This is a genomic window from Paracoccus sp. (in: a-proteobacteria), from assembly GCF_030604785.1.
In the GTDB taxonomy this organism is placed as follows: Bacteria; Pseudomonadota; Alphaproteobacteria; order Rhodobacterales; family Rhodobacteraceae; genus Paracoccus.
The window spans coordinates 29,453-45,075 of record NZ_JAUVVF010000007.1; the positions used below are offsets into that span (position 1 = coordinate 29,453).

Genomic DNA, 15,623 nt, shown 5'->3' on the forward strand with positions numbered 1-15,623 from the left:
CCCTCATGACCGACCCCGTCGCCCTCAAGCGTGCGCTGATCTCCGTTTCCGACAAGACCGGCCTGATCGATTTCGCCCGCGCGCTGGATGCGCGCGGCGTCCAGATCCTGTCCACCGGCGGCAGCGCCAAGGCCCTGCGCGATGCGGGCCTGACCGTGACCGACGTGGCCGATGTCACCGGCTTCCCCGAGATGATGGACGGCCGCGTCAAGACCCTGCACCCCAAGGTGCATGGCGGCCTGCTGGCCCTGCGCGACAATCCCGGCCACGTGGCCGCGATGGAGGAACACGGCATCGGTGCGATCGACCTGCTGGTCGTGAACCTCTATCCCTTCGAGGAAACCGTCGCCAAAGGCGCCGCCTATGACGACTGCATCGAGAATATCGACATCGGCGGCCCGGCGATGATCCGGGCGGCGGCCAAGAACCACGGCTTCGTCACCGTGGTCGTGGACGTGCAGGATTACGACGCGGTGCTGGCCGAGCTGGACGCGAACGGCGGCACGACCCTGCCCTTCCGCCAGAAGATGGCGCAGATCGCCTATGCCCGCACCGCCGCCTATGACGCCGCCGTGTCCTCGTGGATGGCGGATGCCATCGGAGAGGCCACGCCTCGCCGCCGCGCCTTCGCCGGCACGCTGGCGCAGGGCCTGCGCTACGGCGAGAACCCGCACCAGCAGGCGGCCTTCTACGTCACGGGCGACGCGCGCCCCGGCGTGGCGACGGCGCAGCAGCATCAGGGCAAGGACCTGTCCTACAACAACATCAACGACACGGACGCCGCCTTCGAGCTGGTGGCCGAGTTCGACCCGGCCAACGGCCCCGCCTGCGCCATCATCAAGCACGCCAATCCCTGCGGCGTGGCCCAGGGCGCGACCGCGCTTGAGGCATACAAGCGCGCCTTCGACTGCGACCGCACCTCGGCCTTCGGCGGGATCATCGCGCTGAACCAGCCCCTGGACGGCGCGACGGCCGAAGAGATCGTCAAGATCTTCACCGAGGTCGTCATCGCGCCCGACGCCGACGAGGACGCGCGCCGCATCTTCGCCGTCAAGAAGAACCTGCGCCTGCTGACCACGGGCGGGCTGCCCGACCCGCGCGCCGGCGGGCTGGCCTGGCGGCAGGTCGCGGGCGGGCTCTTGGTGCAGGGGCGCGACAACGGCCATGTGGCGCGCGCCGACCTGAAGATCGTGACCGAGCGTCAGCCGACCGAGGCCGAACTGGCCGACCTGATGTTCGCGTGGACCGTCGCCAAGCACGTCAAGTCGAACGCCATCGTCTATGCCAGGGACCGCGCGACCGTCGGCATCGGCGCAGGCCAGATGAGCCGCGTGGACAGCACGCGCATCGGGCGCCGCAAATCCGAGGATATGGCCGAGGTTCTGGGCCTGCCCGAGCCGCTGACCAACGGCGCGGCGGTGGCCTCCGACGCGTTCTTCCCCTTTGCCGACGGCATCGAGGCGCTGGCGGCGGCGGGTGCCAAGGCGGTGATCCAGCCCGGCGGCTCGATGCGGGATGACGAGGTGATCGCGGCGGCGAACCGGCTGGGTCTGGCGATGGTGCTGACCGGCCAGCGGCATTTCCGTCACTGATGGCCGCGCCGGCGAAACCCCTGCGCGCCCCCGCGCGCAAGCCCGCCACCCCGCGCAAACGCGCGCCCAAGGGGCCGCAGCGCGCCGATATGCGCCTGGTCGCCTGGGTCGCGGCGGTGATCTTCGTTCTGGATCAGGCGCTGAAATACTGGGTCGTCCATGTCCTGCAACTGGACCGCGTGCGCGCCATCGACGTCTTTCCGCCTTGGCTGAACCTGCGCATGGCATGGAATCAGGGCGTCAATTTCGGGCTCTTCGCCTCGGATCAGGACGTGATGCGGTGGGTGCTGATCGGCATCGCCTTGGTGATCTGCCTCTGGGTCTGGTTCTGGGTACGCCGCAGCGCCTCGGGGCGGCTGGCGCGGATCTCGGCGGGGCTGCTGATCGGCGGCGCGCTCGGCAACGTGATCGACCGCATCCTTTATGGCGCGGTGGCCGATTTCCTGAACATGTCGCTGCCGAACTGGCAGAACCCCTACAGCTTCAACGTGGCCGACATCTCGATCTTTGCGGGCGCCATCGGGCTGGTCCTGATCCCGCAGCCGCAGCCCGAGCCGCCGAAGAAGCCCCGCAAGCCGCGCGCGAAACCGGCAACGCCCAGGGCGACCGTGCCCGAGACCATCGCAGCGCCGGATGCCGATGCCGGTGAGGGGTCTCGTAAGGAGGCCCGTGACGAGGGCCGTGACGGGACCGGAAAATCCGGCTAGAACGGGCGCAAAGGACCAGAGGGGCAGGACATGCGGGCATATGCGCTGATGATCGGAGTGGCGGCCGCGACGGCGCTTGCGGGCTGCTCGGGCGATGGCAGGCTGATGAACATCCGTGCGGGGCAGACCTCGCCCGACGAATTCGCCATCCTGCCGACGCGGCCCCTGTCGATGCCCGCCGATCTGGCCGTGCTGCCGACGCCCACGCCGGGCGGCGCGAACCTGACCGACCCGAACCCCCAGGGCGACGCCGTGGCGGCGCTTGGCGGCAATCCGGGAAGGCTGGCCGATCAGGGCATCGGCGCGGCGGACCAGGCGCTGGTCGCGCATGCCTCGCGCCTGGGCACCGACCCCTCGATCCGGGCGACGCTGGCGGCGGCCGACCTGCGCTGGCGCGAGCGCAATGCCCGCCGCCCGCTTGAGGTCCTGTTCAACACCACCGTCTATCAGCGCGCCTATGCGCCCATGGCGCTGGACCAGCGGGCGGAATTGCTGCGCTGGCAGCGCGCGGGCGCCGTCACGCCGACCTCGCCTCGGCCGCAGACGCGCTGATCCGATGGATCAGGTCCTCGATCCCGCAGCGCCGGATTTCGGCGCCGATCCTTGGCCCGCCTATGCCCGCCTGCGCGCCATGCCCGGCCTGCCCTGTTGGGCGGCCTTTGACGGGCATCTGGCCAGCCGGATGGAAGATGTCCGCGCCATCGCGCTGGACCGGCGGATGGTCCGCTCGGCGGCGGCCTTCCTGCCCCCGGACGAGGTGCGCCGCCTTCAGGTCGCGGGAAATTTCCACGACATGCCGTTCCATGAACGCTACGTCCAGACCTCGATGCTGGAGGTGGACGGCCCCGACCATGACCGCCTGCGCCGCGCGGTCTTTCCCTTCTTCACCAAGACAAGGCTGGAGAGCCTGCGCGGCTTCGTGACCGACTGGGTCGCCCGCGAGCTGGCGCCGCTGATCGGCGCGGGGCCGGTGGATTTCATCGAGACGCTGGCCGCGCATCTGCCAGGGCAGGTGATCGGCCATCTGATCGGCACCGACCCGGCGCTTGCCCCGCAGATGACCGCCTGGTCCGAGGATGTCGTCAGCTATTTCGACATCGACCGCAGCGCCGCCAAGAAGGCACGCGCCGAGGACGCCACGCGTCTCTTCGCCGAGTTGCTGGAGGATCTTTACGCCGCCCGCCGTGCCGCGCCGCGCGACGATCTGATGAGCGCCATGATCGGCGCCGAGGCCGAGGGCCTGCTGACCCATGACGAGCTGATCGCCACGATCATGCAGATCCTGCATGCGGGGCACGGATCGACCATCGACGTGATCGGGTCGGGGCTGAACGCGCTGATCGGCCATCCCGACCAGATGGCGGCCCTGCGCGCCGAGCCGGCGCTGATGCCGCAGGCCGTGCAGGAGATGTTCCGCCATTCCGCGCCCCTGCCCTTTTTCCACCGCTACGCGTCCGAGGATCTGACGATCTGCGGGCAGGACTGGCCCAGGGGGACGAAGTTCGGCCTGCTTTACGCCAGCGCGAACCGCGACCCGAAGGCCTTTGCCGATCCCGACCGGCTGGATATCCGGCGCCGGCCAAACGTGCATCTGGCATTCGGCGCGGGCGCGCATGTCTGTCTGGGCAACAATCTGGCGCGGCTGAACATGGAGGTGCTGTTCTCGGCCCTTCTGTCGCGGACGCGGGCGATGGAGCCCGCAGGCCCGGTCCTGTGGAAGACCGGCCTGCAGGCGCATGGCCCGCGCAGGCTGCCGCTGACCCTGATCGCCTGAAGCCGATCCGCGCCCGACGGTCGGGCAGCGGCGAAAGCCCGACCCCATCGAGGGGCCGGACTTTCGCGGGCTTCGCCCCGCGCGCCCAAAGGGCCGATCCGCCGACACATTCGCTTGAGTCCGGGTTGCGCCCGGATCGCGACAGGTCCAGATTTCCAACCGGAAAGAGGAGGTTGGTTCCCCGATGCCCTGCCCCGCCCTGAAAGCGCCCGTCACCGCCGCCCTGCCGCTAATGGGGGGGCTGATCCTGTCCGCAGGCACCGCCCTAGCCGATCTGGCCGATGGCGTCACCCATTTCACCCTGCCCAATGGGCTGGAAACCGTGGTGATCGAGGATCGCCGCGCCCCGGTCGTCGTGCAGATGGTGTGGTACCGGATCGGCGCCGCAGACGAGGAACCGGGCAAGTCCGGCATCGCGCATTACCTGGAACATCTGATGTTCAAGGGCACGGACACGCTTGGGCCGGGCGAGTTCTCGCGCATCGTGACGGCCAATGGCGGCAGCGACAACGCCTTTACCTCGTGGGATTTCACGGCCTATTTCCAGCGCATCGCCAGCGACCGCCTGCCGATGGTGATGGCGATGGAGGCCGACCGGATGGCGAACCTCAACATCTCGGACGACGACTGGCTGGCCGAACGCCAGGTCGTGCTGGAGGAACGCGCGCAGCGCATCGACAGCGATCCACGCGCCCTGTTCGCCGAGGAACTGAACGCGGTTCTCTACGACAACCACCCCTACGGCCGCCCCATCATCGGCTGGCGCGACGAGATCGAGGCGCTGACGCTGGACGACGCGAATGCCTGGTATGACGCGCATTACGCGCCCGACGCGGCGATCCTGATCGTGGCGGGCGACGTCTCGGCCGACGAAGTGCGGGCACTGGCCGAGGAACATTACGGCCCCATCCCCGCGCGCGGCGACATCGCCCCCCGCCAGCGCCCGCAAGAGCCGCCCAAACGGGCCGACAGGCGCCTGGAAATGTCCGACCCCCGCGTCCCGCAGCCGCAGATGACGCGGCGCATCCTGGCGCCCGCGCGCGAGGCGGGCGACCAGCGGCAGGCTGCCGCGCTGACAGTGCTGGCCGAGTTGCTGGGCGGATCCTCGCAGACCTCGGTCCTGGGCCGCGAACTGGTGCTGCCGGGCAAGGCGCTGTTCGCGGGCGCGCGTTACGACGGGCTGTCGCTGGACCAGACCGACTTCGCGCTGTCGCTGGTGCCTGCCGACGGGGTGTCCCCGGCCGAGGCCGAGGCGGCGCTGGATGCCGCCCTGGCGCGGTTCCTCGAGGAAGGCCTCGACCCGGCCGATCTGGAACGGGTGCGGACGCGGATCAGGGCCTCCGAGGTCTATGGCCGCGATTCCGCCCATGCCCGCGCCTATGATTTCGGGCAGGGCCTGTCGACGGGCCTGAGCGTCGAGGACGTGCTGGACTGGCCACGCATCCTGAGCGAGGTGACCGAAGACGAGGTGATGCAGGCCGCACGGCTGGTTCTGGACAATCCGGGCCGCGTGACCGGCTGGCTGCTGCCCGATGCGCCCGATCCCGACAGCCTTGCCGCCGAGGCGCCCGCGACGCTGCCCGCGCCTGCCCCGGCCCCCGAGACCCCCGCAACCGCCGAATCCGAGGTGCAAGGATGATCCGCGCCGCCCTTTTCTCGCTGTTCGCGGCCTTCGCCCTGCCCGTCCAGGCGATCGAGATCCAGGAGGTCACGTCGCCCAAGGGGATCGGCGCATGGCTGGTGCAGGATGACAGCATCCCCTTCGTCGCGGTCGAGTTCCAGTTCCGCGGCGGGGCCAGCATGGATGCGGCCGGCAAGCGGGGCGCGGTCAACCTGATGACGGCGCTTCTGGAAGAGGGCGCTGGCCCCCGCGACGCCACGGCCTTTGCCCAGGCGGTCGAGGATCTGGGCGCGCGCCTGTCCTTTTCGGCGGGCGACGACACGGTGAATGTCAGCCTGCGCAGCCTGACCGAGACGCGCGACGAGGCCGCCTCGCTTCTGGCCGAGGCGCTGAGCCAGCCGCGCTTCGACGATGCCGCGATCGAGCGCGTCCGCGCGCAGGTGCTGGCGGTGATCCGGTCCGAGGCCAACAACCCCAACGCCCTTGCGGCGCAGGAGCTGGCGCGGCAGGCCTGGGGCGAGCATCCTTACGGCAGTTCGGCCAATGGCACGGCGGCCAGCGTCGAGGCGCTGACCCGCCCGGATCTGGTGGCGGCCAAGAACCGGGTTCTGGCGCGCGACCGGGTGGTGGTCGGCGCGGCGGGCGACATCTCGGCCGAGGAGCTGGGCCTGTTGATCGACAAGGTTCTGGCGGGCCTGCCCGAGCAGGCCACCGCCCCCCTGCCCGACCCGGTCGAGCCTGCGCTGACCAGCGGCGTGACCGTCATCGACTGGGACAGCCCTCAGACGGTGGTCAGCTTCGCCGGGCCGGGCATCGCCATCGACGATCCCGATTACTTCGCGGCCTTTCTGGCCAACCACATCCTGGGCGGCGGCGGGTTCAGTTCCCGCCTAATGGAGGAGATCCGCGAAAAGCGCGGTCTGACCTATGGGGTCGGCACCGGGCTGTCGACCGGGCTTTACGGCCAGACCTGGCGCGGCGGCATGGCCAGCGCCAATGCCACCGTGGCCGAGGCGGTCGAGCTGATCCGCGCCGAATGGGCGCGCATGGCCGAGGGCGTGTCCGAGGACGAACTGGCCAATGCCAAGACCTATCTGACGGGCGAATACGCGCTGCGCTTCGACGGGAACGGGCGGATCGCCTCAATCCTGGCGGGCATGCAGCTGATCGGGCTGCCGGTCGATTACATCGAGACCCGCAACGACCGCGTCGAGGCCGTGACCGCCGAGGATGTGCGCCGCGTGGCGGGCGAATTGCTGGACCCTGACCGGCTGCGCTTCGTGCTGGTCGGGCGGCCCGAGGGGATCGAGGCCGACGACGACCTGCCGCTGGCGGCGGAATAGCCGGCCCTGCGGGCCGGCGGTGGCGCCGCGGCCGGCACGCCGGCCGACCGCGGCGCGGTCGCGCGGCTGGTCGGGGCGAATCTCTGGCAGGCAAGCGGGCGAGATGCTAGATATGGGGGCATGAACACGCACGCCCCCAATATCCGGCCCGATGACCGACCCGTCATCCGGCAGCTGGACGAGGCCACGGCCAACCGCATCGCAGCGGGCGAGGTGGTCGAGCGTCCGGCCTCGGCGGTCAAGGAGCTGGTCGAGAATGCGCTGGATGCGGGTGCAAGCCGCATCGACATCGCTATCGAGGAAGGCGGGCGCCGCCTGATCCGCGTGGTCGATGACGGTTGCGGCATGACGGCGGACGACCTGCCGCTGGCCCTGTCGCGCCATGCGACCAGCAAGATCGACGGCAGCGACCTGCTGGCGATCAACAGCTTCGGCTTCCGCGGCGAGGCGCTGCCCTCGCTTGGCGCGGTGGGGCGGCTGGTCATCACCTCGCGCGCGCGGGGGGCGGATGCCGCCCAGATCGCCATCACCGGTGGGCGCGTCGCGCCGGTGCGTCCTGCGGCGGGCAATCCCGGCACTGTTGTCGAATTGCGCGACCTGTTCTTTGCCACGCCCGCCCGGCTGAAGTTCCTGCGTTCGGACCGCGCCGAGACGCAGGCCGTCGCCGAGACCGTGCGCCGCCTTGCCATGGCCGAACCCTTTGTCGGCTTCACGCTGACCGCCGACGGGCGCGAGATCTTTCGTGCCGATGCCGAACAGGGCGAGCTGTTCGGCGCGCTGACCACCCGGCTCACGCGGATCATGGGCGCGGATTTCATCGACAACGCCCTGCCGCTGGACGCGACGCGGGATGAGGTCACGCTGACCGGCTTTGCCGCGCTGCCGACCTATTCGCGGGGGGCGGCGGTGGCGCAGCATGTCTATGTGAACGGGCGCCCGGTCCGCGACAAGATGCTGACCGGGGCCTTACGGGCGGGCTACATGGATGTGCTGGCGCCGGGGCGCCATCCGGCGGCGGTGCTGTATCTGACCTGCGATCCGCAACTGGTCGATGTGAACGTCCACCCCGCCAAGGCCGAGGTCCGGTTCCGCGACCCGCAGGCCGCGCGCGGGCTGGTGGTCAGCGCGCTGCGACATGCGATGGCGGGGGCGGGGCACCGCGCCTCGGCCACGTTGGGCACGGCGGTGGCGGATGCGTTCCGCCCCGAGACGCCCGCGACCCACACCCCCCGGACATGGCAGGCGCCGCCGCCCTCGGCCCCGGCGATCCGGGCTGCGCAAGAGGCGCAGGCGCCGCTGCTGGCGTCGGGCTTTGCCGAGGCCAGCGCCTCGGCCCGGCTGGAGCCGGTGACCGAGGCCCCGGCGCATGCGCCCCTGGGTGCGGCGCGCGCGCAGATCCACGAGAATTACATCATCGCCCAGACGGCCGACGGGATGATCATCGTCGATCAGCACGCCGCCCATGAACGGCTGGTCTATGAGCGGCTGAAGGCGCAGGCCGCCAGCCGCAGCATCACGACGCAGGCGCTGCTGATCCCCGAGATCGTCACCCTGTCCGAGGCCGACGCGACCCTGATCCTGTCGCTGGCCCCCGATCTGGCCGAGCTGGGGCTGGTGATCGAGCCTTTCGGCCCCGGCGCCATCGCGATCCGCGAAATGCCCGCGCTGCTGGGCCGTCTGGACGGGACGGCTCTGATCCGCGACATCCTGGACGATCTGGCCGATCAGGGCGTGTCCGACCGGCTGCAGGCGCGGATCGACGCGGTCCTGTCCTCGATGGCGTGCCACGGGTCCGTGCGGTCGGGCCGCCGGATGAGCGCGGACGAGATGAACGCCCTGCTGCGCGAGATGGAGCGCACCCCCCGGTCGGGTCAGTGCAATCACGGCCGCCCCACCTGGGTCCGGCTGGGTCTGTCGGATATCGAGCGCCTTTTCGGCCGCAAGGATTGACCCGCGCCGCCCTCGGCGCGACACTGGCGCGAAGGGAGGTGCGACATGCTGCAAATCGCCACCGACAAGATCGCCCATGTGATCATCCGCGCCCGCGACTATGACAGCGGGGTCAATCCCTGGGCCCATCAGGGCAGCCGTCGCCAGCACGGCACGCGCACGGAACTGCACGATTTCATCGATTCGATGAACGATGACGAACAGGCCAGCCTTGTCGCGGTCATGTGGATCGGCCGCGAAAGCTTCGAGCCCGAGGAACTGGCCGAGGCCATCGCCACCGCCCGCGCCGAACGGACCACCCCCACCGCCGATTACCTGATGGGAGAGCCGCGTCTGGCCGATCTGCTGGAGGCCGGGCTCGAGGCGCTTGGCATCTCGCCCGAGGATGTCGAGGACGCGCTGCAGAAGCCCGTCTGACGCAAGAACCCCGCCCGGACGGGGCGGGGTTCGGATCATGTCGCCATAGCCCGATCAGCCCTCGGGCGTCAGGCGGATCAGGGCGCCGTTTTCGTGGTCGGTGATGACCATCAGCGCACCATCGCTGGCGACCTCGATCTCGCGCACGCGGCCGATGCCTTCGGCATAACGCTGCTCGCCGGTGACGCGGCCATCCTCGATCGTCAGGCGGATGATGTCCTCGCTCTGAAGGCCGCCGATCAGGGCGTCGCCCTGCCAATCGGCGAACATGTCACCCTCGTAGAAGGCCATGCCGCTGATCGCGGGCGAGGGGTCCCAGTAATAGACGGGCTGCTCCATGCCTTCCTGCGCGGTCAGGCCCTCGTTCACCTCGGGGCCGGCATATTCGACGCCATAGGTGATGACCGGCCAGCCGTAATTCACGCCCGGCTGGATCAGGTTCAGCTCGTCCCCGCCGCGCGGGCCGTGTTCGTTGAACCAGATGTTGCCTTGCGGATCGATGGCGCCGCCCTGGATGTTGCGGTGGCCCATCGACCAGATCTCGGGCAGCGCGCCCTCGATCCCGGCGCCGGCGGGGCTGCCATCCTCGCCGTTGATGCGGATCACCTTGCCAAGCGTCGATTGCGGGTCCTGCGCATATTCGCGCGGCTCGGGGTCGGACCGCTCGCCCAGACCCACGATCAGATGCCCCTCGTCGTCAAAGAGGATGCGGGCGCCGAAATGCTTGGTCGATTCCCAGGCGGGCACCTGCTGCCAGATGCGTTCGACCTCTTCCAGCGCGGTGGCGTCCTCGTTCAGGATGCCGGTGGCGATGGCGGTGGTGTTCTCGCCGTCCTCCAGCGGCTCGGCATAGGTCCACCAGACGCGGCGGGTCTGCTCGAAATCAGGGGCGATGGCGACATCATGCAGACCGCCCTGATCGCGGGCATCGACCTCGGGCAGCCCCTCGATCGGGTCCGAGACCTCTCCGTCCGGGGTGATGACGCGCATCCGGCCCGGACGTTCGGTCACAAGCCAGTTGCCGTCGGGCATCTCGACCAGACCCCAGGGATGTTCCAGCCCGTCGGCGATCACCTCCTGCGCCAGGGTCAGGTCGTCCTCGATCACCGGGGCGCGGGTCTGGCCCTCGAAGGCCGGGGTCTGGCCGAATTCCGCGCCATGCGGCGGAGCGTCGTTGAAATCCTGGGCGAAGGCCGCCCCGGCCAGAAGCCCGGTCCCTGCGGCAAGTGCCAGCGTGCTGATCGTCAGGCTCGGAGCCTTGGGGCGCGCATTCGTCGTCATCGTGGTCCTCCATTCCGTCTGGCTGTGTCGGGGACCGAACATCCCCTGCACGGAATGCGTTCCGCGAAACGGTTCACGAAGGCGTCAGGGGCGGGAACCGCGCGTCAGCGGGGCCGGTGCTGTTCGAACAGGGCCTCGGCCCGCGCCCAGGGGGCGGTGAAGGCGTCCAGCTCCTCCAACACGGGCAGCAGCTGCGCCGCATAATCCTCCGAGCTTTCCAGCGGCAGCATCGAGGGCAGGTTGTCGATGGCCATGACATCCAGAACCGGGCTGTCGGCGACGCGCAGCACGGGTGCGTCCCAATCGGTCGTCCGGTCATAGACCTTGATCGGAGAGAATTCGCTGGTCGGGTCGCAGGCCACATCTCCGATCACCGCCAGCGCGCGCGGCGCGGTGATGGCGGATCGCGGCACGAAGACCGGGGCGCCCGGCTGGGCGAGGATCGCGTTGATGAAGATGTCGTGCATCAGCACCTCGGGGAACGGGCCGCCATGCGCGGTCTCGGCCATGTCCCACCGGGTGACGGTCACGCCCATCGCCGTCAGCAGATCGCAGGCGCCGCCGCCCACCCGGCCCTTGGCACCGATGACGATGGCGCGCGGCCGGGGCCGCCCCGTCGCATCCATCCGCGCCCGCAGATCGGCCAGCAGCGCGTCGCGGCGGGGCCATGCCCGCACCGGCGGGCAGATCCCGCCCGCCTGCTGCGCGACCCAGGCCGACAGGGACACCGCCGCCCCCGCATAGCCCGCCCAGTAGCCGAAGGCCGCCAGCCTGCGCCCGGCCTCGTCGGTCAGGTATTCCAGATCCAGCAGCGTCCCGCCCCCTTCGGCAAAGCGCCGCAGCAGCACCTGCCCTGCGGGCTGGCCCTTGTAGGCATGGCCGAACATGATGTGGCGGTGACGCAGCGGCGTGCCGTCCTCGGGCAGCTCCTTCAGGCCGAAGACGATCGCCTCGGCGGGGGCATCGCGCCAGCTTCCCTCGGGGGCGATGGTCGCACCGGCGGCGGCATAGGCATCCGTGGCGATGACGCGGCGCGGGCTGTCCTCGACCGTGACGGCGAAGCCCTGCACGATCAGGCGGCGCACGCCGTCGGGCGTGATGCCCACGCGATCCTCGTTCGGCCGGCTCTCGGCCCTGACCCACAGATGCGTCATAGCGTCCCCCTTTTGGCTGCCGGTCAATCTGTAGGTCAGCCGGGGACAGGCGGCAACCCGGCCCGTCAGAAGGGCGCGGGGCTGGAAAAGCCCAGCACCTCGCCGCTGTCGGGATGGCGCAGGCGCAGGCTTTCGGCATGCAGCATCAGCCGGGGATGATCCGCCGCCGCGCCCGAGGCGTAAAGCGGATCGCCCAGGATCGGATGCCCGGTCTCGGCCATGTGGACGCGCAGCTGATGGCTGCGGCCGGTGACGGGAATCAGCCGCACGCGCGTCTCGGCATCATCGGCCCGGATCACCCGCCAGTCGGTCTGGGCGGGACGGCCCTCGGCATGATCGACCTTCTGGCGCGGGCGGTTCGGCCAGTCCACGATCAGCGGCAGATCCACGCGCCCGGTCTTCGGCTCAAGCCGCCCGGCCAGCCGCGCGACATAGACCTTGCGGACCTGCCGCGTCTCGAACTGGCGCCCCAGATGGCGCTGCGCATGCGGGGTCAGCCCGAAGACCATCACCCCCGACGTGTCCAGATCCAGCCGATGCACCAGAAGCACGGTCGGAAAGGCCCCGCGCAGTCGCGCGATCAGACAATCGGCCCGGTCCTCGCCGCGCCCCGGCACCGACAACAGCCCCGATGGCTTGTCCACGACCAGGATCTCGTGATCGGCATGAAGGACTGTGATCCCGCCTTCGGGGGGCGCATAGACGAAATCGCTCATCGCGCCACGAGGCGCAGCGCCAGCCCCGCGAACATCACCGCCGCGATGCGGTTGACCAGACCCAGCCGCTTGCCGATGACCTGCCCTGCCAGCCCGCCGACGATGCCGTAGCCCATCGTGACCAGCGTGCCGGTAAAGGCGAAGATCAACCCCAGGCCAAGGATCTGCTGCCAGATCGGCCCCCAGGCGGGATTGGTGAATTGCGGCAGGAAGGCCAGCATGAAGAGGACGGGCTTGGGGTTCAGCGCGTTCGACAGGAAGCCGCGCCGGATGATCGACCAGACGCGCACACTGCCCCGCGCGGCGGGATCGACCTCGCCCGCATTCCAGCTCTTCCAGGCCAGCCACAGCAGATAGGCGGCCCCCAGATACTTGATCGCCCGCAGCGCCTCGGGATGGGCGGCGACCAGCGCGCCCAGACCCACCGTGGCCAGCGTCACATGCATCAGCACGCCCAGACCCACCCCGAACCCGGCCCAGGCCCCGGCGCGCGGCCCGCCCTGGATGCCGCAGGCGCTGGCGAAGAACACGTCTTGGCCCGGCGCGAAATTCAGGACCAGCCCGCCCAGCACGAAGGCCAGCAGCTGGGCCGAGGGGATGGCGGCGATCGTTTCCCAGATCATCGGGACTCCTGCATCAGAGATGGCCGAACACGTCGGCCAGAATGCCTGCCAGCGCCTCGGCGTCGCCTGCGTCAAAGGCGGCGGGCCGGTCGCTGTCGATGTCCAGCACGCCGATCAGCCGCCCGCCCGCGCCGAAGACCGGCAGGACGATCTCGGACCGCGTGCTCGAGGAACAGGCGATATGGCCGGGAAAGGCATCGACATCATCGACCAGCTGGACCTCGCCGCTGCGCGCGCAGGCCCCGCAGACCCCGCGCGAGAACGGGATCACCAGACAGCCATGCCCGCCCTGATAGGGCCCGATCTTCAGCAGCTCCGGCGCCACCACCCGGTAAAAGCCGGTCCAGTCGAACCGCTCGTCCGAATGATGCAGCTCGCAGGCCACGGTGGCCATCAGCGCGACCTCGTCGGTCTCGCCCTCGCAAAGCGCCCGGATGCGGGCGCGGATCTCGTCATAATCGCTCATTCCCCCTGAATACGCCCGGCCGCGGAAACAGGAAAGCCCGCCCCTTTGCCTTGGTGAAAATATCCCGGGGGGAGTCCCCGCACGGGGACGGGGGGCAGCGCCCCCCTTGACCCGCTCTGGCACAAGAGCCCGCCTTCTGGCAAAAGAAGCCCGCGCGGGCATGGCCTGTCGGGCCGGGGCCGCGCGACCGCGAAAGGACGGCTCGGGACAGCATGCTGGCATGGTTCGAACTGGATGAAACCGCTTCGCCCGGTCAGGCCGACCGGATGATCGAGACGCTGGCCCAAGACCTTCTGGCCCGGGGCTGGCGGCTGGCCGGGGCGGTGCAGCGCAATCTCGACCGGGGTGCCGATTGCGCCTGCGACATGGAACTGCATCTGCTGGGAAGCTCCGGCCCTCCGGTGCGGATCTCTCAATCGCTCGGGCCGGGCGCCTCGGGCTGCCGGCTGGACACGACCGCCCTGGCCGGGGCCGCAGGCCGCGTCGCGGCGGGGCTGGCCGAGGCCGAGCTGGTGATCCTGCCGAAATTCGGCCGGCAGGAGGCCGCCGGCGCGGGCTTTCGTGATGTCATCGGCCGGGCACTGTCCGAGGGCATCCCCGTCCTGCTGCATGTGCCGCACCAGCAACGTGCGGCCTTTGCGGAATTCGCCTGCGGAATGGGGTCGCGCCTGGCCCCGGACGGGTTGCGCGACTGGTGCGAGGGGCTGCGCACATGATTCAGGTCGACGCGCGCGGACTGCTCTGCCCCCTGCCGGTCCTGCGCCTGCGCAAGGCGCTCGAGGGGCTGGCGCCCGGCGACCGGCTGGTGCTTCTGACCAGCGATCCGATGGCGGTGGTCGATGTGCCGCATTTCTGCGGGCAGGCCGGTCATGTCATGGTGCAGTCGCGCCCGATCGGGGAAGGCGCGCATGAATTCGTCGTGACGCGGGGCTCTCTGTCGGCCCCGACCGCCACTGACCTCGACCCCGGGAATGGTTGAAGACCGAAGATGAGCATGGCGTTCCTGTCCAATCGCAAGCGGTTCGACGACCTGACCCAGCAGGAGGTCGTTGCGCTGGCCATCGCCTCGGAAGAGGACGATGCCCGCATATATCGCAACTGGGCCAGCTTCCTGCGCGCGGATTATCCCGCCACCGCCGCGATCTTCGACGCCATGGCGCAGGAGGAGGACAGCCACCGCCGCGCGCTTCTGGACCTGCATCGCGAACGGTGGGGCGACGCGATCCCGGTGATCCGCCGCGAGCATGTGGCCGGCTATCCGATGCGCCGCCCGGCCTGGATGATGCAGAACCTGACGCTGGACCAGATCCGCAGCGAGGCCGCGGGGATGGAGCGTGACGCCGCCGATTTCTATGCCCGCGCCGCGCAGCTCAGCCAGGATGCGGGCATCCGCAAGCTTCTGGGCGATCTGGCCGCCGCCGAGCGCGATCACGAGACCCGCGCGGATGAACTGGCGGACGCGCATCTGGGCGGCGATGCCCGCGCGGCCGAGGATGCGGTCGCCCATCGCAACTTTGTGCTGACCTGGGTCCAGCCCGGTCTGGCGGGGCTGATGGACGGTTCCGTCTCGACGCTGGCGCCGATCTTCGCGGTGGCCTTCGCCACGCAGGACCCCTGGACGACCTTCATCGTGGGGCTTGCCGCTAGCCTGGGCGCCGGGATCAGCATGGGCTTCACCGAGGCCGCATCCGATGACGGCGTCGTCTCGGGGCGCGGCTCGCCCATCAAGCGGGGCATCGCGGCGGGGGTGATGACCACGATCGGCGGCCTGGGCCACGCGCTGCCCTATCTGATCGCGGATTTCTGGACCGCGACCACCATCGCGATCATCGTCGTCTTCCTGGAACTCTGGGCCATTGCCTGGATCCAGAACCGCTGGATGCAGACCCCCTTCTGGCGGGCCACCTTGCAAGTCGTGGTCGGCGGTGGTTTGGTGCTGGCCGTAGGCATATTGATCGGGTCCGGCTGAGGCCCCACGG

The 15,623-nt window shown here is 69.9% G+C and carries 16 protein-coding genes; 11 read left to right on the forward strand and 5 right to left on the reverse strand.

The genetic code is table 11. From position 1 onward, the window contains the following. The first annotated feature begins 5 nt into the window (after positions 1-5). The 8 genes from purH (at position 6) to QAR72_RS04050 (ending at position 9,404) form a co-directional block, all read left to right on the forward strand. Positions 6-1,592 carry a bifunctional phosphoribosylaminoimidazolecarboxamide formyltransferase/IMP cyclohydrolase gene (gene purH / locus QAR72_RS04015; RefSeq protein WP_304616080.1) on the forward strand — a complete coding sequence of 529 codons (1,587 nt, stop codon included), beginning with the start codon at positions 6-8 and terminating at the stop codon, positions 1,590-1,592. Continuing rightward, on the forward strand, positions 1,592-2,299 hold the full coding sequence (gene lspA / locus QAR72_RS04020) for a signal peptidase II (protein WP_304616081.1): 708 nt from the start codon (positions 1,592-1,594) through the stop codon (positions 2,297-2,299). Before purH ends, lspA begins: the two co-directional genes overlap by 1 nt. 30 nt (positions 2,300-2,329) lie before the next feature. After that, positions 2,330-2,851, forward strand: a complete 522-nt coding sequence (locus tag QAR72_RS04025) for a DUF3035 domain-containing protein (protein ID WP_304616082.1) — start codon at positions 2,330-2,332, stop codon at positions 2,849-2,851. Between the two features lie 4 nt (positions 2,852-2,855). Then, complete coding sequence (locus QAR72_RS04030) at positions 2,856-4,073, forward strand: cytochrome P450 (protein ID WP_304616083.1); 1,218 nt, start codon at positions 2,856-2,858, stop codon at positions 4,071-4,073. A 184-nt stretch (positions 4,074-4,257) separates the two neighbouring features. After that, positions 4,258-5,712, forward strand: a complete 1,455-nt coding sequence (locus QAR72_RS04035) for a M16 family metallopeptidase (protein ID WP_442953545.1) — start codon at positions 4,258-4,260, stop codon at positions 5,710-5,712. Continuing rightward, positions 5,709-7,037, forward strand: coding sequence for a M16 family metallopeptidase (locus QAR72_RS04040; protein WP_304616084.1), 1,329 nt, complete (start codon positions 5,709-5,711; stop codon positions 7,035-7,037). Before QAR72_RS04035 ends, QAR72_RS04040 begins: the two co-directional genes overlap by 4 nt. 120 nt (positions 7,038-7,157) lie before the next feature. Then, positions 7,158-8,987, forward strand: a complete 1,830-nt coding sequence (gene mutL / locus QAR72_RS04045) for a DNA mismatch repair endonuclease MutL (RefSeq protein WP_304616085.1) — start codon at positions 7,158-7,160, stop codon at positions 8,985-8,987. Positions 8,988-9,032: 45 nt separating this feature from the next. After that, positions 9,033-9,404, forward strand: a complete 372-nt coding sequence (locus tag QAR72_RS04050; protein WP_219829862.1) for a DUF3775 domain-containing protein — start codon at positions 9,033-9,035, stop codon at positions 9,402-9,404. Between the two features lie 54 nt (positions 9,405-9,458). On the opposite strand, the gene QAR72_RS04055 is transcribed toward QAR72_RS04050, so the two are convergent. The 5 genes from QAR72_RS04055 to QAR72_RS04075 form a co-directional block, all read right to left on the reverse strand. Next, entirely contained in the window at positions 9,459-10,685 is a 1,227-nt protein-coding gene (locus QAR72_RS04055; protein WP_304616086.1) for a PQQ-dependent sugar dehydrogenase, read from the reverse strand. 104 nt (positions 10,686-10,789) lie between these two features. Beyond that, a complete protein-coding gene (locus tag QAR72_RS04060; RefSeq protein ID WP_304616087.1) occupies positions 10,790-11,839 on the reverse strand; it encodes a saccharopine dehydrogenase in 1,050 nt (349 codons plus the stop codon). Between the two features lie 65 nt (positions 11,840-11,904). Then, complete coding sequence (locus QAR72_RS04065; RefSeq protein WP_304616088.1) at positions 11,905-12,555, reverse strand: pseudouridine synthase; 651 nt, start codon at positions 12,553-12,555, stop codon at positions 11,905-11,907. Continuing rightward, entirely contained in the window at positions 12,552-13,178 is a 627-nt protein-coding gene (locus QAR72_RS04070) for a LysE family translocator (protein WP_304616089.1), read from the reverse strand. Before QAR72_RS04070 ends, QAR72_RS04065 begins: the two co-directional genes overlap by 4 nt. Positions 13,179-13,191: 13 nt before the next feature. Continuing rightward, positions 13,192-13,644 carry a GAF domain-containing protein gene (locus QAR72_RS04075; protein WP_304616090.1) on the reverse strand — a complete coding sequence of 151 codons (453 nt, stop codon included), beginning with the start codon at positions 13,642-13,644 and terminating at the stop codon, positions 13,192-13,194. A gap of 212 nt (positions 13,645-13,856) precedes the next feature. Here QAR72_RS04075 and QAR72_RS04080 point away from each other — a divergent pair, with 212 nt between their 5' ends. From QAR72_RS04080 to mbfA, 3 genes are read left to right on the forward strand one after another with little or no spacing between them, the layout of a single operon-like run. Continuing rightward, on the forward strand, positions 13,857-14,360 hold the full coding sequence (locus QAR72_RS04080; RefSeq protein WP_304616091.1) for a DUF2478 domain-containing protein: 504 nt from the start codon (positions 13,857-13,859) through the stop codon (positions 14,358-14,360). Then, positions 14,357-14,623, forward strand: a complete 267-nt coding sequence (locus QAR72_RS04085) for a sulfurtransferase TusA family protein (protein ID WP_304616092.1) — start codon at positions 14,357-14,359, stop codon at positions 14,621-14,623. Before QAR72_RS04080 ends, QAR72_RS04085 begins: the two co-directional genes overlap by 4 nt. 15 nt (positions 14,624-14,638) lie before the next feature. Beyond that, a complete protein-coding gene (gene mbfA, locus QAR72_RS04090; protein WP_304616137.1) occupies positions 14,639-15,613 on the forward strand; it encodes an iron exporter MbfA in 975 nt (324 codons plus the stop codon). Positions 15,614-15,623 lie beyond the last annotated feature (10 nt).